Origin of the sequence: Pseudoalteromonas sp. MIP2626 (assembly GCF_013414205.1) — a bacterium.
In the GTDB taxonomy this organism is placed as follows: Bacteria; Pseudomonadota; Gammaproteobacteria; order Enterobacterales; family Alteromonadaceae; genus Pseudoalteromonas; species Pseudoalteromonas nigrifaciens.
On record NZ_JAATTW010000006.1, the window covers coordinates 82,410 to 98,880 of the forward strand.

General features: G+C 41.2%; 15 protein-coding genes and 2 pseudogenes. 7 read left to right on the plus strand and 10 right to left on the minus strand.

Annotated elements, in window-relative coordinates; translation table 11 throughout:
- Positions 1-90: 90 nt before the first annotated feature.
- The 4 genes from HC000_RS05575 to HC000_RS05590 all read right to left on the minus strand — a co-directional run bounded on the left by HC000_RS05575 (position 91) and on the right by HC000_RS05590 (position 3,806).
- Positions 91-369 carry a peptidylprolyl isomerase gene (locus tag HC000_RS05575; RefSeq protein WP_011329937.1) on the minus strand — a complete coding sequence of 93 codons (279 nt, stop codon included), beginning with the start codon at positions 367-369 and terminating at the stop codon, positions 91-93.
- Positions 370-525: 156 nt separating this feature from the next.
- Complete coding sequence (locus HC000_RS05580) at positions 526-1,053, minus strand: response regulator (RefSeq protein WP_011329936.1); 528 nt, start codon at positions 1,051-1,053, stop codon at positions 526-528.
- Positions 1,050-2,309: an ATP-binding protein gene (locus HC000_RS05585; protein ID WP_089369194.1), complete on the minus strand. Its 1,260-nt coding sequence runs from the start codon at positions 2,307-2,309 to the stop codon at positions 1,050-1,052. The genes HC000_RS05580 and HC000_RS05585 overlap by 4 nt, the downstream gene beginning before the upstream one ends.
- Positions 2,310-2,498: 189 nt before the next feature.
- Positions 2,499-3,806: an amidohydrolase family protein gene (locus tag HC000_RS05590; protein ID WP_089369193.1), complete on the minus strand. Its 1,308-nt coding sequence runs from the start codon at positions 3,804-3,806 to the stop codon at positions 2,499-2,501.
- 186 nt (positions 3,807-3,992) lie between these two features.
- On the opposite strand from HC000_RS05590, the gene HC000_RS05595 reads away from it, so the two are divergent.
- Complete coding sequence (locus HC000_RS05595) at positions 3,993-5,072, plus strand: ketoacyl-ACP synthase III (RefSeq protein WP_011329933.1); 1,080 nt, start codon at positions 3,993-3,995, stop codon at positions 5,070-5,072.
- An 87-nt stretch (positions 5,073-5,159) separates the two neighbouring features.
- Positions 5,160-5,546: a VOC family protein gene (locus HC000_RS05600; RefSeq protein ID WP_179807158.1), complete on the plus strand. Its 387-nt coding sequence runs from the start codon at positions 5,160-5,162 to the stop codon at positions 5,544-5,546.
- 24 nt (positions 5,547-5,570) lie between these two features.
- Here the strand turns inward: HC000_RS05600 and HC000_RS05605 are convergent, their stop codons facing one another.
- Positions 5,571-6,932 carry a leucyl aminopeptidase family protein gene (locus HC000_RS05605; protein WP_179807159.1) on the minus strand — a complete coding sequence of 454 codons (1,362 nt, stop codon included), beginning with the start codon at positions 6,930-6,932 and terminating at the stop codon, positions 5,571-5,573.
- Positions 6,933-7,015: 83 nt separating this feature from the next.
- The gene (locus HC000_RS05610; RefSeq protein WP_041454912.1) at positions 7,016-7,438 is read right to left on the minus strand and encodes a hypothetical protein; all 423 of its coding nucleotides are present in this window, start codon (positions 7,436-7,438) and stop codon (positions 7,016-7,018) included.
- 103 nt (positions 7,439-7,541) lie between these two features.
- Here HC000_RS05610 and HC000_RS05615 point away from each other — a divergent pair, with 103 nt between their 5' ends.
- From HC000_RS05615 to HC000_RS05625, 3 genes and pseudogenes are all read left to right on the plus strand, one after another.
- Complete coding sequence (locus HC000_RS05615; protein WP_086998010.1) at positions 7,542-7,703, plus strand: oxidoreductase-like domain-containing protein; 162 nt, start codon at positions 7,542-7,544, stop codon at positions 7,701-7,703.
- A 326-nt stretch (positions 7,704-8,029) separates the two neighbouring features.
- Positions 8,030-10,611, plus strand: a pseudogene (locus HC000_RS05620) (TonB-dependent receptor).
- A gap of 100 nt (positions 10,612-10,711) precedes the next feature.
- Entirely contained in the window at positions 10,712-12,154 is a 1,443-nt protein-coding gene (locus HC000_RS05625) for a sulfotransferase (protein ID WP_089369190.1), read from the plus strand.
- Here HC000_RS05625 and HC000_RS05630 read toward each other — a convergent pair.
- The gene (locus HC000_RS05630; RefSeq protein ID WP_011329927.1) at positions 12,123-13,031 is read right to left on the minus strand and encodes an alpha/beta fold hydrolase; all 909 of its coding nucleotides are present in this window, start codon (positions 13,029-13,031) and stop codon (positions 12,123-12,125) included. The genes HC000_RS05625 and HC000_RS05630 overlap by 32 nt on opposite strands.
- A gap of 130 nt (positions 13,032-13,161) precedes the next feature.
- On the opposite strand from HC000_RS05630, the gene rlmF reads away from it, so the two are divergent.
- A complete protein-coding gene (gene rlmF / locus HC000_RS05635) occupies positions 13,162-14,094 on the plus strand; it encodes a 23S rRNA (adenine(1618)-N(6))-methyltransferase RlmF (protein WP_041454980.1) in 933 nt (310 codons plus the stop codon).
- Between the two features lie 22 nt (positions 14,095-14,116).
- Positions 14,117-15,121: a low-specificity L-threonine aldolase gene (ltaE, locus tag HC000_RS05640; protein WP_086994525.1), complete on the plus strand. Its 1,005-nt coding sequence runs from the start codon at positions 14,117-14,119 to the stop codon at positions 15,119-15,121.
- Here ltaE and HC000_RS05645 read toward each other — a convergent pair.
- The 3 genes and pseudogenes from HC000_RS05645 to HC000_RS05655 form a co-directional block, all read right to left on the minus strand.
- On the minus strand, positions 15,104-15,688 hold the full coding sequence (locus HC000_RS05645) for a thymidine kinase (RefSeq protein ID WP_011329924.1): 585 nt from the start codon (positions 15,686-15,688) through the stop codon (positions 15,104-15,106). The genes ltaE and HC000_RS05645 overlap by 18 nt on opposite strands.
- A gap of 91 nt (positions 15,689-15,779) precedes the next feature.
- A complete protein-coding gene (locus HC000_RS05650) occupies positions 15,780-16,247 on the minus strand; it encodes a methylated-DNA--[protein]-cysteine S-methyltransferase (RefSeq protein ID WP_089369189.1) in 468 nt (155 codons plus the stop codon).
- A pseudogene (locus HC000_RS05655) lies at positions 16,247-16,471 on the minus strand (HNH endonuclease); the annotation flags it as partial. The pseudogene HC000_RS05655 and the gene HC000_RS05650, both read right to left, overlap by 1 nt.

Sequence of the window (16,471 nt, forward strand, 5' to 3'; positions counted from 1 at the left end):
AATTTAAAAAGGCTGCAATGTGCAGCCTTTTCTTTTAATTTAAAGTATTAAGCATGTTAAACTGCATTTAATACATGCACTTAAAGAATATTAAGTACGGTAAAGCACTTTGATCACATGCCAGCCAAATTTAGTTTTAACTAAATGCGGCTCTAAAATAGCGCCATTAAACGCAATTTTGTCGAACTGTGGCACCATTTGTCCACGTCTAAATTCACCTAAATCGCCACCTTTTTTACCCGACGGACACGACGAATACTTTTTAGCTAAGGTTTGAAATTTTGCACCTTTACCTAATTGCGTAATAATATCTTCTGCAATTTCTTTATGTTTTACCAGTATATGCAGTGCGTGCGCTGTATTTGCCATGTGAAAGCCTTGTAATATCGGTTAAATTTAAACGCCGCGATTTTAGCACAGCTAGTTAAATCAGGCAGCTACTATAGTGCTTCATTAATGTGTTGAGTGCGCTGAAAAAAAACCAGCATCGCTTTAGCCTAAAATTATATTTAATCACTAGCGTTATTAGTGCTGTACTGGCTTTTTTTGTAATTTGCGCTGTAATGTACGTCTATGCATATTGAGCTGCCTTGCGGTGCTCGACACATTACCATTATTACTGTGTAGCACTTGCTGAATATGCTCCCACTCTAAACGCTCTGGCGACATAACTGTGGTTGCAACATCTAAGGTTATTGCTGTATCGCGCTCTTGGTTAAGTGCTTTTAGTAAGGTTGCCATATCAACAGGTTTGGTAAGGTAATCGTTGGCTCCTAAGCGCATTGCTTCAACTGCGGTGGCAATACTGGCAAAGCCCGTGAGTAATACAATATGCGCGTGTGTGAGCAAGCTGCGCAGTGGTTTTATTAACGCTAAGCCATTGTCGTTACCTAACTTCATATCTAACAAAATAGTAGCGGGCAAAAACCGCCTTGCACTAAGGAGTGCCTCACTTTGGTTATGCGCTATTTCGCAGTTAAAACCGTATTTAGTTAGCCGCCTTGCCAAGGTACTAGCAAGGTTTATATCGTCTTCAATAATTAATATTTTCATTCACTTTGCTCGCTAAAAACAGTTGCTAATTTAACTTTGGCAATTGCACCACACTGGGGGTGATTATATAAAGTTAGCGAGCCATTTAAACGCTCAAAGGTCACATTAGAAAGCAGCACAGCCAGCCCCATACCATGGTCGCTAGGCATTAATTGCCCACCTAAATTGCTGAGCTGGGTTGCTGAAAAGCCATTCCCAAAATCGCGAATAAGCAAGTAAACATATTCGCCGCAATGCTCCTCTTGCAGCCAAGTAAGCTCAAGCACATTTTGACCTTGCTGCTGATTAGCGGTGGCTGCATTTTGGAGTAAATTTAAAATAGCAGGTAGCAACATAGCATCACTGTTTAATATGGCGGTATTAATGCCACCCGTTTGGTTTTTTATAATCCACTTTATTTGTTGATCGGGATATTGCAGCAATAGCGTATCGGTAATTTGCTGTTGTAATTGCGCCGTTGTAATGTGTTGTTGGGTGTTATTAAGGCGCAGCGCAGCTGAGAGCTTTCTAAAACTATCTAATTGTGTAGCGCATTGTTGTAGTGGAGTTTGCATTTGTTGCACTACAAGGTTATTTGGATGACCCTCTAATAACTCTTCAAATAGTAACTGTAAGTTAGCAATTGGTGTAGCAAGCTGATGCGTTATTTGCGCTGCTGCGCCATCCAGCGTTACTAACTGTTCACTGCGTAATTGTTGTTCGCGCACTTGAGCAATAGTGCGTTCGCGCTCTTTTAAGGCGCGGTTCATTGCACCAATCACTAACGCTATTACACTGGCACTCAAAACAAAGTTAATCCACATGCTAATAAAATGGCCGCTCATGTTCATTTGGTGCATGTTATGTTCGGGCATTTTTATCAGTAATACACTATACGCCGCAATGGCTAATACCGCGATATAAGCAAGCCCTTTGCCACTTAGCGTTACCGCTGCAATCATTATTGGCAGCAATAATAACGACACAAATGCATTGGTTGCGCCACCACTGAGTGATAACAAAATAGTTAAAAACAATACGTCGGCGGTTAATTGCATCAGCATGCCCAGCGGTTTTGCTTGGCTTACATTACGATAAGCCAGCACACTCATTAACTGAAACCCCGCTTCTAGAGCAATCACTAACAGTAAGGGCATTAATGCTATTTGATGATCTAATAAAAAGTACACTATAAGCACAGCAATAAGCTGCACAGCTATGGCACCACTGCGTAACATTAAAAGGCGGCTAATAGCCGGATCGGTGCGAATTAACAAAACACATGTTACCTATTGAATTTTAAGAAAAGCTATTTTAATACTTATGCAATACTTAGTCATCATTCATCGACATTGTAACTAGGTACAAAGTGAAGTATTAAAAGGCCACGGCACTAGGGTTAATAATTATTAAGCTCAATATTTATTGAGCCCATATTAACCCCAGTGCCTTAACAGCAAGTGTGGCTATTGCTTATAAATTAGCCCTGCTTTCATTACAAACTGCACATTTTTAAGCTCTGCAATATTTTTTAGCGGCGAGGCATTAACACTAATAATATCGGCTTGTTTACCCACACTCAAATCGCCTAATTGGGTATCTTGGCCAAGCAGTTTAGCTGCACTCACGGTTGCCGATTTAATTGCCTGTGCTTCACTCATACCATTACTTACCAGTAAGCTAAACTCGTTAGCATTAAGGCCATGGCGCGATACGCCGGAGTCAGTGCCAAAGGCAATATTTACCTCATTTTTTAGCGCTAATTTAAACGATGCCTGCATTTTAGGTGTTACTTCGCGCACTTTATCTGCAATAGCTATTGGCATGTTTGGATTACTAATTGCTTCTTCGCTCACTGTGGCACCAGCCAGCAAAGTAGGAACTAAGTAAGCTCCGGTTTTTTTAAACAATGCTATAGCCTCTTTATCTAAATACGAGCCATGCTCTATTGAGTTTACACCCGCTTTAAGCGCGGCTTTTATGCCTTGCGTGCCATGAGCATGAGCGGCTACTTTACGCCCTAAATGATGCGCGGTATCTACAATTGCACTAAGCTCTGCGTCGCTTAATTGTTGATTAACGCCTGCGGCGGTATTACTTAATACGCCACCGGTGGCGGTAATTTTTATAACATCGGCACCACTTTTAATCACTTCGCGCGTGGCTCTGCGGCAATCGTCTGCGCCGTTACAAATACCTAATGATGCACCAACACCGTCACTTATATCTTTACGATAGCCATGTAAATCGGCGTGCCCACCAGTGGGCGATACTGTATTGCCTGCGGCAAAAATGCGCGGACCATTAATATCATTACGCTCAATGGCGCGCTTTAGCGGAAAAATAACCTGATAGTTACTGCCTAAGTCTCGCACTGAGGTAAAGCCTGCATTTAAAGTACGCTGTAAATATTTAATTGAACGCAGCGCGTTATCTGCTTCGTATTCGGTAGTCCAGCGATGCCTGCTAACATTGGCATCGCGCTCAAAAGTAACATGCACGTGCATGTCTATTAGCCCAGGCATTACAAAGTGATTTTTAAGGTCTATTACTTGCGCGCCGGGCAAACCCAGTGCATCTTTACTTACATAGCCGCTTTTAATTGCTGAAATTTTATCATCGGCTATTACCAGTGTTTGCTCAGTTTTAACCGTTTGCTCTGTACCTAGCATTACACTGCCCGCATAAATAATTTTATGTTGTTGTGCTAATGCCATATTTGTTGTTAACGCTAAAGTGATTGCAGTAAATGTAGTTATTAGTGTAGTTTTCATACTTGCTCCTTTTAAGCTCTACCTTTAACCCAATTAACTATAAATTGCTACATTTACGCTACAAAAACCCTTTTAATAAGCTATCATTTTTTATCTCCTTGGGTATTTACTAGTGTTAAAAGCCATTTTTTGGTATAACTTATTCATTAGTAATACATGTCAGACCACTTTTTAAGAGAACACACTATGCCTTACGCACACATCACTGGTTGGGGTAAATGCATTCCACCAGCAAGCATTAGTAACGACGAAATTAGCAAAATAGTGGATACCACAGACGAGTGGATAACATCACGAACAGGTATTAAATCTCGCAGAGTTAGCCATGTAAGTACTGCAGAGCTTGCTACTGTTGCGGCTAAGCATGCTATTGCTTGTGCCGGTATTGACGCTAAAGATATTGATTTAGTTATTTTAGCCACCTGTACGCCATCAACTATGGTGGCAAATACTGCGTCGTTAGTGCAAAAGAATATTGGCGCTGTAGGCGCTGCCGCTATGGACACTAACGCAGCTTGTTCAGGGTTTTTATATGCTCTACAAGCAGCAACAGCGCAAATACAAGCCGGTATGATTAAAAAGGCTGTGGTTATTGCTGCAGAGCGCATGACTTGGTATGTAAACTGGTCGCGCCGTGACAGTGCGGTATTATTTGGCGATGGCGCGGGTGCCGTAGTACTCGAAGCTGCCGATACACCTGCAGGTTTACTTGCGACTAAAACCGGTTGTGACAGTACAGATCGTGATATTTTACATATCGAAAACTTTGGTAGTGACTTAAATAAATATGAGCCGATTGGCCCATCTAATTTACTATTCGAAGGCCGTGAAATATTTAAGCGCGCTGTAAAAGGCATGAGTGAAGCATGCGACGACGTACTAGCCCAAGCAAATTTAAGCCTAGACGATATAAACGTATTAGTGCCGCATCAAGCTAACTTACGTATTATTCAAGCCATTCAGCACCGTTTAAAAGTGCCAGATGAAAAAGTAATGGTTAATATTGGCCAGTACGGTAATACATCGGCAGCGACAATTGCCATTGCACTTTGCGAGGCGGTGGAGCAAGGTTTAATTAAACCACACTCAAATATTATGTCGGCAGCCTTTGGCGCTGGCCTTACGTGGGCTGCTAGTTATATTAAATGGGGCGAGCGTGTAACACCTATTAGTGTAAGTGATGCACAACTTCCTCCTTGCGATAAAACCGGCTTAGAGTTAGTTGCTCCAGCGGTAAAAGCATGTAAAGAAGCAGAGCCAACCTAAATAGGCAGCTACTTATTGAAACGCACTTAATTGTGCGTTTTTTGTTTTTAGTGTTTGTATTTAATTACACAATTTAGAGAGCGCGTTATGAAACTACTTGGCATTCATCATGCCGCTATTATTTGCAGCGACTACCCTCGCGCTAAGCATTTTTATAGCAAAATATTAAAGCTTAAAATTATTAATGAGCACTTTAGGGCCGCACGAAATTCTTATAAATTAGACTTAGCTTTACCTGATGGCAGTCAAATTGAGTTATTTTCGTTTGCTGGCGCACCAGAGCGCCCAAGTTACCCTGAAGCACAAGGGTTAAGGCATTTGGCATTTAAAGTAAGTGATGTGCACGTGGCTAAAGCGTATTTAGAGTCGCAAGGGGTTAGTGTAGAGGACATAAGAGAAGATGAAATAACCGGCAAAAAGTTTACTTTTTTTGCCGATCCAGATAATTTACCGCTTGAGTTGTATGAGGTTTAACACCTCATACTAAATACTCGATTATTAGTTAAAACGGTTTTGCAGGTAATTAAATACAGCACGAATACCTAACGCTTCTCCGCCTACTGGGCGACCTGGTAGAGCACGTAAGTTCCATGCCATTACATCAAAATGTACCCAAGGCGTAGTTGGCTCAATAAATTCTTTTAAATACAGTGCAGCGGTAATTGCACCGCCAAATGGGGTGCTTGCACAGTTTGCCATATCGGCAACATCACTGTTTAAAAATGACTTATATTGATCAAATAACGGCAGTTGCCATACCGGATCGTTTACGCTCAACCCTGCGTCCATAATACTATTAGCAATAGTACGCTCAGTACAGAAAAACCCTGGTAGTTCAGTGCCCAAAGCAACTCGACACGCACCTGTTAAGGTAGCAAAGTCAATTATAAGCTCAGGCTCGTCGTTTTGGGCTTCGCTAAGCGCGTCACATAATACTAAACGTCCTTCGGCATCGGTATTGTCAATTTCAACCATAATGCCTTTACGGGTTTTTACTACATCGCCAGGGCGAAATGCGTTACGCGAAACCGCGTTTTCAACCGCAGGTACTAACACGCGTAATCTAATTGGTAAATTAGCAGCCATTATAAGCTGCGCAAGCGCAATAACATGCGCTGCGCCGCCCATGTCTTTTTTCATGTTACGCATACCGGCACTCGGTTTTAAGTCAAGCCCGCCTGAGTCAAAACATACACCTTTACCAACCAAAGTAATTAATGGTGCGTCTTTTGCGCCCCATTTTAAGTCGAGTAAACGCGGCTTATTTTCACTCGCACGGCCAACCATATGAATTGTTGGGTAGTTTTGCTCTAACAGCTCATCTCCAATCCACTGAGTAAAGTCTCCATCAAAGGTGTCGGCTAAATCACTCATGACTTGTGCTAAATGTTGCGGCATCATATCGGCAGCCGGGGTATTAACTAAATCGCGGGCTAAACCAATTGCGTCGGCTTGTTGTTTTATTTGCTCGTAAAGTGTTTTGTCAGCAATACCTAACTGCGCTTTTGCGGTGACTTTTTCTTTGTACTCACTAAATTCATAACCACCCAATACAAAGCCTAAAGCAAGCTGCTCTATTAGGTGTTTTTCACCTTGAATTTGATAACAACCTACCGGTAACTTGGTGGCTAAGTCGCCTGCAGCCCAAAAGTCATCACTGCTGCGCATTATGCAATAAACATGGTTAAGCTCACCCGTTTCAGGGTTTGGTACTAATGCTAGCCCTTGCTTTTCAAAACCACTATTTGCTAACCAGTTTTGTACAAATGTAGGTTGCTGCGTAAGCCAATCGGTTAATTCGTTTTTAAGGATAAAAGATAAAGGAATTCCAGAAGAAGTATGACGAAGTAATGCACTCATTAAATGACTCACAAAATATAAATGGTCACTAAGCATAACAATAAGGAGACGCAAAAGGTATCGCTAATTTTGCCAATTATAGATTACTTTTTTAATGAGTTTTGTGGGTCTTGCTTTTGATTTTCTTGAGCTATTTCACGATCAAGCTCTTTAACTGAACGATTCATATTGAAGGAGCTAGGCAAAACATCAACGCCAACTAAGCGGCCCAGTTTAACCACTAAGGGAATAGTTAAAGGCGCAAACGGTAATATGGCAAATACCCCTAAACCCAAACCCTTTAAAATATCTACAAATTGCTCGTTTGCACGCTTTAATTCGGCTTTATTTGTTTGCCCTTGTGTGTAGCGTTTATAAATTGAAAGCATTTCTTTTGTTTCTTGTCTTTCTTGCGCAAGCGCAATTTTAAGCGCAACCATAGCACGACGAAAACGCAATTGCTGGCGCTTGGAACTAATTTTAACAACCCGCCATGGTGCGCGGTGTATGACTTTATATAATCGCATTGGCGTATTCTCACACAGGGATTCAAGTTCACAAAGAATAATTTACATGCCAAGGTCAATACTTTATTATTTACAGCCTTTTTAGTATTTAAAAAATCTTAATATGCAATTAAATATACTACCTGCAGTCGCAAAACCAGAAAAACCTAAGCCGGACGAGTGCTGTGGTGGTGGAAGTTGTTGCCCATGCGTATGGGATGAATATAAAAAGCAGCTCGCTATTTGGAAGCGTGAAAATGAGCAACACGCAATAACAATAAAGTAACAAAAACACTTAAACCCTCATTCAAACTCCCCTTAATTTAACCGTTTCCTTAATCAAACTGCGCATTACAAGCAGCACACACTGTATTGTTGCAATTTCATACAAAACACCCTCATTGTTAAATAATAGTTAATTATTAATTTCTCTACTTGTTTTTTCTCTATAGTCTATAAGCTGGACTCACAGGAAGTGGGCTTAATTTATTAAGCTTTAAGGAGTCAGCAAGTATTACCTTACTCCCCATGAAATGTGACTAGTCCGCTACAAAAATAACTCGTGTTACACAAACATGATTAACAAAACTATTCTAACTGGGGATATTTAGAATGAAATTAAAAAGCAATGTGCTAAACCAGGCAGTTAAATTTGCCTTAGCCACCCTACAGCCGGATTATTTATATCTGGCTCTGCTATTGCAGCCGACGCGCAAACAACAACCAAAGTTAATAAAAATCTAGAAAAAATTGCTGTTGTTGGTACACGCTCAGCACCTCACTCTATTGGTGACTCACCGGTTCCTATTGATATTATTGGTGGTGAAGAGCTAAGCAAGTCAGGTAACACCGACATGCTAGAGCTATTAAAGGGCGCTATACCTTCATTAAACGTACACTCTATGCCAATTAGTGACGCAGCGTCATTAGTGCGCCCAGCTAACCTTCGGGGCTTACCATCAGACAGCACACTTATTTTATTAAATGGTAAACGCCGACACCGCGCTTCTGTTATCGCCTTTTTAGGTGGTGGTATTAACGATGGTGCTCAAGGTGCCGATATTTCGGTTATTCCAAGTATTGCCCTTAAGCAAGTAGAAGTACTGCGTGACGGTGCTGCTGCACAATATGGCTCTGACGCTATTGCAGGGGTTATAAACTTTGTATTAAAAGATGCCTCTGAAGGTGGCTCTCTTGAAGTGCGTAAGGGCGAGTATTACGAAGGTGATGGCGACACCACTCAAGTTTCGGGCAATATTGGTCTTCCATTTACCGACAATGGCTTTGCAAATTTAAGCTTTCAATATAAAACCGCAGATGCAACCAGCCGCTCAGTACAACGCTTTGATGCTAAAGCACTTAATGATGCCGGCGTGCCCGACATAGCACCTATTACTCAAGTATGGGGCGCACCTGAGGTTAACGACGACATTTCAATTTTTGGTAATGTAGGTTTAGAGCTAACCAATAACTCAGAGTTTTACATGTTTGGTAACTACTCTGAGCGCGATGTAAGAGGTGGTTTTTATTACCGTAACCCTCACACTCGCCCGGGTGCTTATTCAAACGATGGCGGCGATACTTTACTCGTTGGCGATTTAACCGGTGATATGAGTGGCAACTGCCCAACTATTGCCATTGATGATAACGTGCTTGATAATCCAGATTATATTAATGGGGTGGCAAATAACCCAGATTGTTTTGCATTTAATGAAATGCTGCCGGGTGGTTTTACACCAAACTTTGGCGGTAATATTACCGATGCGTCACTCACTATTGGTACTAAAGGTCAGTTTACTGATGGCTTTTTAAAGGATGTATATTACGACTTAAGCGGCACGGTTGGTTATAATGAATCTCGCTACTTTATTTACGACACGATCAATGCGTCTTTAGGCCCAGAAAGCCCACGTGACTTTAGCCCAGGTAAATACGAACAATTAGAGAAAAACTTTAACTTTGATCTATCTAAAGGTTTTGATTTTGGCCTAGCATACGATGTAAACATAGCATCAGGCCTAGAATGGCATGAAGAAACCTTTACTGTGATCTCTGGCGATGAAGCCTCGTTTATTGCAGGGCCACTTACCGATCAAGGCTTTGGTATTGGTTCAAATGGCTTCCCGGGGTTTAAACCCTCTGATGCCGGTGAATATAGCCGTCGTAACTACGCCGCTTATGTTGATATAGAAGCGCCCTTTACTGAAGAGTTTTTAATGGGTCTAGCCGTTCGTTTTGAAGATTACGATACCTTTGGCACGACAACTAACTACAAATTAATGGCTCAGTATCACTTAACTGAAGATTTAAATATTCGTGGTTCAATCAGCACAGGTTTTAGAGCGCCAACGGTTGGCCAAGCTAATGTGAGTAACGTACAAACAAACCTTAGCAGCGGTGTATTAGTAGATTCAGCATTATTACCACCTACTAACCCAATTGCGATACAACTTGGCGGGCAAGAATTAGAGCCTGAAGAATCACAAAGCTATACTTTTGGCGCTGTGTACACGCTAGGCGATTTATTTTTAACGGTAGATTATTACAATATTAAAGTTGATGAGCGCATTAGTCAATCTGATAAAATTGAACTTAGCCAAGCAGACAAAGACAAACTTACTGCCTCGGGCATTCCTAACGTACAAAACCTAGCACAGGTAAGCTTTTTTACTAATGACTTTGACACCACTACACAAGGTGTTGATTTAGTGGCTAACTACTCAACTGAGTTACTTAATGGCAGCTCAACATTTAGCTTAGCGTACAACTGGAATGAAACCGAAGTTACCCGCTCAACCATTATTACAGGGCCGTTTAAAGTAAGCCGTCTTGAGAATGACTTATCTAATCATCGTGCAACTCTAAGCTGGGCACAACAATGGGAAAGCTTCTCTGCGTTTACCCGCGTAAACTACTTTGGTGAATACCAAGGTGTGCATGTAGATTATGACGAAACAGCTAAAATGGCAGATGCTGCGGTTACCTTAGATGCTGAAATTACTTATTTTTTAAACGAATCAATGAGCTTTTCTGTAGGTGCACAAAACTTACTTGACCAAGAAGCTGAAAAACTTGATTTTAGTGGCGCTAGCGACTTTATCCCTAATAATAATTGGGGTGGTCAATACTACGAAACATCACCATTTGGTATTAACGGTGGTTATTATTACGTTAAAGCAACTTATACTTTTTAATCCTTATTGGTCATAAGGTGAAGGCGAAATGTGAAAGACATTTCGCCTTTTTCGCTGTATAGATAGTCAAGACAGAATCAACAGGAATGTTAAAGTTACAATGCTACTTAAAAAAGCGAATCAGTTACTGGCAGAAAACAAACTTAAAGATGCTGAGTTTTACTACAAAACAATACTTAAAGCCGATGCTGATAACGGCGAAGCCCTGTTTGGTTTAGGCCGAATTGCACTGCGCCTAGAGCGTAATGATGATGCTGTATATTTATTACAAAAAGCCTGTGAACGCCTGCCTTATATGCTTGAACCTCTACACGCACTTGCTGATGCATTTAATAATGTAAATTCACCAAATGATGCGCTAAAAGTGCTTGAGTACGCAAAAAACTTAGCCAGTAATAACCCCGACCCACATTACTATTTAGCCCAGCACTATTTAACGTATGGTGAGCTAAATAAAGCCCATACTACTTTTTCGCATGCACTGAGCTTAGGCGTTTACCCTGTTACAGCTTATATTTTGTTAGAGTTGGTACAATTGGGGCGTTTTGACAAAGAACATAACTACCTCAGTAACTTGCATCACTTGCTAACGCAAACTAATAATTTACGCCTTAAAATGGTGTGCTATTACGCTTTGGCAAAAAGTTACGACAAACTAGAGGATACTGATCAGGCGTTTAACTACTTTGTATTAGCTAACCAATTACAACGAAAACTAAGCGAATTTGATACCCAAGTTCTTACTGCTTTTTACGACGACATAATAAAATACAATACAGCTGCTCTTTTAAGCTCAGCGAATAAAAGTGTGAAAGGTGGCCTTACCCCCTTATTCATAATTGGCATGCCACGCAGCGGCTCAACCCTACTTGAACAAATGTTGGTAAATCATAGCCAGTGCTCAAGCATGGGTGAAAGTATTAGTATAAGTAGTGATGTGATGGCTTTTTTAGAACAAAAAACCGGTTTTAGCTATCCACACTGTTTAGATCATTTAACACATGAGTTAATTAATAAGGCCCGCGACCTTTATATAGCAAAATTAAAAACAGCAAGCCCTTCTCGCCCCTTTGTTATTAATAAACTGCCAAGCAACTATCAAGCTATTGGGCTTATTTATATGCTATTTCCAAATGCAAAATTTATTAATTTAACCCGCGATTTTAATGCCACGGCATTTTCGGTATTTAGTAATTATTTTGCCGAAAACGAGCCTTACTTTTGCTCGTTAACCGAGTTTAAGCAATACCATAGCTTGTACGAAAAGTTAATGGCGCATTGGCAGGCGTTTCCGGCACTGCAAATATATAACCTAAGTTATGAGCAATTAGTAACGGACCCCAAAGGCCAACTCACTGCACTACTTAGGTTTATAGGTTGCTCGTTTGAAGAAAATTGCTTGGCATTTTATAAACAAAAAATCGCGGTTACCACACTCAGCAAACACGCTATACGTGAACCGGTTAATCTGCACAATGTTGATAAGTGGCAACGCTACAAAACGCCATTACTTAAGCTTTTGGCGCAGTCGCAAACCAATTAAGTACATCTTTAAACTGCTCATTGCGCGCATGCGGATGGGTTAACATATTAATATGGTCGTAATCTATTTTATGGCCATAACGACGTCCATAAATTTGCATTTTTTGTACCCCAGGACCCGACTCTTCCATAAACTTTTGAATATCTATTGGTTGTGCGAGGGCTTTATCTTTTGCGCCTGCAATATGCAGCGTTGGCGGCAAGGTTAATTGTGCAACGGCTTTAGCGTAATCAAAGTTATCGTCACTGTCTATCCAAGGTGTTTTTTTAGCCCACTGCATACTTTGCCAATGCGACTTTTGTGTTTCATCGTCACTGCCCCACTTTAAGCGTTTAGCCGGTAAGTACCCATGCTTTTTAGCCATTAACGGCGCCATAAAATACCAAATGAAATTAGCTTGAAGTAACTTTTTAGGGTGATTATTAAATAACGAGCGCTTAGTGCCAAAGTAAGCACAGGCTTTTACGTCGTTAATATAATTTGGGAATCGTGCAAATGCGCTATTCATTAACACCCCACCCCAAGAGTGAGCCAGCCAATAATCTGGTTTTTTCCCCTCTAACTGCTCTATTTTATCTATAAATGCAGGAATATCTTCTAAAATAGCTTCGGTTTGACCATAACGAGCATGCTTGTCTATAACCGGTTTACTTTCACCACGACCACGTAAATCAGCCACATAACACACAAACCCTTGCTCGGCTAAAAAAGGCGCTAAGCCTTTGTTGCTATGGGTATAAAATATTTTACCGTTTTCTACCGCGCCATGCATAAAAAACGCCACTGCGCCATTTGGCTTATCGCTACTAATACGACGTAAATGCAGTGTTTGCTGATCGGCTAATGTTATAAATACTGATTGCTGAGTGATTGCCACAGTGAGTCCTTTTTAATTGCTAACAGCTCATCCTACCAGTAACAACCTCGTAGCCATAGGGAAAATTATCACGTTTTTATCTCGGTATTTGTTACAATTAACTTTTATTCCTGTTGTAAAAATAATCATCATGAAAGCAAGCACCTCACGCGCAAAACTACACCCTCGTAATCAACATTTAAATGGCTACGATCTTGACCTATTAACTGAGCAGCATCCTGCACTTTCTGCTTTTATTATTACAACACCTGCAGGTACAAAAAGTATTGATTTTAGCGATAACAAAGCGGTAAAAACCCTTAATCAAGCCCTTTTAAAAGCCCATTACAATGTAGATTTTTGGGATATTCCACAGCATAACTTATGCCCACCTATTCCGGGACGAGTAGACTATATTCATTATTTGGCCGACTTATTAGCTGACGATAACCAAACGCAAATTCCCACTGGCCGTCAAGTTAAAGTATTAGATATTGGCACCGGCGCTAATTTAGTTTACCCGCTCACAGGTGGGCATGAATATAACTGGCATTTTACTGGCACCGATATTGACCCTGCAGCCATTAAAGTAGCAAAACAAATTGCGCAATTTAATAATTTAAAAATAACCTTAAAACAGCAAAAAAATGCCGCAAATATATTCAAAGGAGTTATAAACAGTAAAGATCTGTACCACTTAACGCTGTGTAACCCGCCGTTTCATGCCAGCAGCGAAGACGCTGTTAAAGGTAGCGAACGTAAATGGAAAAACCTTGGCAAAGCACCTAGCAGCACACTTAACTTTGGTGGCCAAAATAACGAGCTATGGTGCGAAGGCGGTGAAGTGCAATTTATCTCTAATATGATTAAAGAAAGTGCAGCCGTTGCAGAGCAAGTAATGTGGTTTACCTCTTTGGTGTCGAAAAAAGATAATATTGCGGCTTTAGAGCAAGAATTAAAACAACACCCTATAGCCCAATATAAAATAGTTGATATGGCACAAGGGCAAAAAGTTAGCCGTTTTATTGCTTGGAGTTATTTTGATAAAGCTACACGTGAGCAAATTTGCGAAGAACTCGAATAATAATATAGTAAGGATTAACCCTATGATAGATTTTCGCTCAGATACGGTAACTAAACCCTCTAAAGCTATGCGCGATATAATGTATAACGCCCCTGTAGGCGATGACGTATATGGCGATGATGAAAGTGTTAACCAACTAGAAGCATATGCATGTGAGCGCTTTGAATTTGCGGAGGCACTTTTTTGTAGCTCAGGTACTCAAGCTAACTTATTGGCGTTAATGGCACATTGTGAGCGCGGAGACGAATACATTTGCGGCCAAAGTGCCCATAACTATAAATTTGAAGGCGGCGGCGCAGCCGTTTTAGGCTCAATACAACCCCAGCCAATTGAAAACGAAGCAGACGGTACACTTTGCTTTAATAAAATAGCGGCGGCAATAAAGCCTGATGATAATCATTTTGCCAACACTCGCTTATTAAGCCTTGAAAACACCATAGGCGGTAAAGTACTTGCTCTTGACTATCTTGCTGCAGCGCGCAAGTTTGTAAACCAGCACAGCTTATCGCTACACCTAGATGGTGCGCGTGCGTTTAATGCAGCAGCCGATCTTAATGTGGATATAACTGCCATTACTCAGCACTTTGATTCTGTTTCGATTTGTTTATCTAAAGGGTTAGGTGCGCCAGTTGGATCGTTATTGCTAGGTTCAAAAGCGCTGATTAGCAAGGCAAGACGCTGGCGAAAAGTACTTGGCGGCGGTATGCGCCAAGCAGGAATGTTAGCAGCAGCAGGGCAATACGCACTTGAGCATAATGTCAAACGCTTAAGCGATGATCATGCTAATGCGCGCTACCTAGCGCAGCAATTAAGTACACTTAATGGCTTTAACGTTAACATGAAAAACACCACCAACATGGTTTATGCCAGCTGCGAGCCTAATATAAATATACAGCAGCTAGCAGCTAATTTAAAAGCGCAAGGAATACTGTTTAGTCCAAGTAAGCAACTTAGGTTAGTAACTCACTTAGACATAACTAAAGCAGATATAGACACCTTTATAAAGGCATTAGCGGCCCATATTTAACGCGGCTTTATAATGTTTGCGGCACACCGATTCATACCGGTTGTTGCCGCCTATTTCTACTTGGTTACCATCGGCTATTGCATCGCCATTTTCATCGGTACGCAATACGTGGTTGGCTTTGCGGCCACAATGACACACAGTTTTAAGCTCTACTAGCTTATCAGCCCAAGCAAGTAAATACTGCGACCCGGTAAATAGCTCACCTCTAAAGTCGTTACGCAAGCCGTAACATAGTACCGGAATACCCAGTTCATCAACCACATCGGTTAACTGCATCACTTGCTCTTTAGATAAAAACTGGCATTCGTCAACTAGTACACAATGGCGTTTTTTATCTTGATTTAGTGACTGTATAAGCGCAAACACATCTTTGTTTTCATCAAAAATATGCGCATCGGCTTGCAGCCCAATTCGCGAAGATACCTTGCCTACTCCCGCTCTATCATCAATTGCAGCTGTGAGGATCACCGGCTCCATACCACGCTCTTGGTAATTAAATGCAGATTGTAATAAAGTGGTTGATTTACCCGCATTCATTGCAGAATAATAAAAGTATAATTGCGCCATTGCTGTGCCTTCAGATAAAAAGTGCGCTTATGCTACCTCAAATGAGCGTTAATACCAATTTGGTTTATGCATTTTATGCATTAAGAACTGATCAACCGGTTTCGTGCTGCAATAACCATTGTTTTCTTGCAAGTCCACCCGCGTAACCTGTTAATTTTGCGTTTGCGCCAATAATACGGTGGCACGGTACAATAATACTTATTGGGTTTTTGCCATTAGCAGCGCCAACAGCGCGCACCGCTTTGGGGTTGTTTAATACCTTAGCAATATCGCCATACGTTTTAAGTTCCCCATAGGGAACGTTAAGTAATGCCTGCCATACACTTTGTTGAAACACGGTTCCTTGGGTATCTAAAGGTACTGTAAAGGTAGTGCGCTGCTTAGCAAAATACTCATTAAGCTGCGCTGCGGCGCATAAAATAGCGTCATTAGTCACTTCGCTAAGCGCTGTAATGGGGTAATTTTTAGGTGGATAAAAACCCACATAGCTCACGCCGTTTTCGCTGCCTTGAATAATAATATCGTCGATAGGACTCGGTAGTAAGGTTTGAATTATCATCAGTTTACGGCAAGGATACTCGGTACTAAAGTGACGAGTATCCTTGCCGCCTCCATTGGTTGAGTTAACGTAGTGGTTCGAGCAGAAATCCGAACCGTGTTTTTCTTAATGTTGGCGCAGGCGTGAACCTTATTACCTAAAATAGTCTCTAGGGCAAAGTAGCCTGAGCTACGCTTGCCTTTAACAAAACCAGTACCTTGTGGTGTTTGTACAAAGTCGTGTTT

Bases quoted from the DNA above. Each gene is read 5' to 3' on its own strand.
- HC000_RS05575 (WP_011329937.1), bottom strand. From the start codon at position 369: ATGGCAAATACAGCGCACGCACTGCATATACTGGTAAAACATAAAGAA.
- HC000_RS05580 (WP_011329936.1), bottom strand. From the start codon at position 1,053: ATGAAAATATTAATTATTGAAGACGATATAAACCTTGCTAGTACCTTG.
- HC000_RS05590 (WP_089369193.1), bottom strand. From the start codon at position 3,806: ATGAAAACTACACTAATAACTACATTTACTGCAATCACTTTAGCGTTA.
- HC000_RS05595 (WP_011329933.1), top strand. From the start codon at position 3,993: ATGCCTTACGCACACATCACTGGTTGGGGTAAATGCATTCCACCAGCA.
- HC000_RS05600 (WP_179807158.1), top strand. From the start codon at position 5,160: ATGAAACTACTTGGCATTCATCATGCCGCTATTATTTGCAGCGACTAC.
- HC000_RS05605 (WP_179807159.1), bottom strand. From the start codon at position 6,932: ATGAGTGCATTACTTCGTCATACTTCTTCTGGAATTCCTTTATCTTTT.
- HC000_RS05610 (WP_041454912.1), bottom strand. From the start codon at position 7,438: ATGCGATTATATAAAGTCATACACCGCGCACCATGGCGGGTTGTTAAA.
- HC000_RS05615 (WP_086998010.1), top strand. From the start codon at position 7,542: ATGCAATTAAATATACTACCTGCAGTCGCAAAACCAGAAAAACCTAAG.
- HC000_RS05625 (WP_089369190.1), top strand. From the start codon at position 10,712: ATGCTACTTAAAAAAGCGAATCAGTTACTGGCAGAAAACAAACTTAAA.
- rlmF (WP_041454980.1), top strand. From the start codon at position 13,162: ATGAAAGCAAGCACCTCACGCGCAAAACTACACCCTCGTAATCAACAT.
- ltaE (WP_086994525.1), top strand. From the start codon at position 14,117: ATGATAGATTTTCGCTCAGATACGGTAACTAAACCCTCTAAAGCTATG.
- HC000_RS05645 (WP_011329924.1), bottom strand. From the start codon at position 15,688: ATGGCGCAATTATACTTTTATTATTCTGCAATGAATGCGGGTAAATCA.
- HC000_RS05650 (WP_089369189.1), bottom strand. From the start codon at position 16,247: ATGATAATTCAAACCTTACTACCGAGTCCTATCGACGATATTATTATT.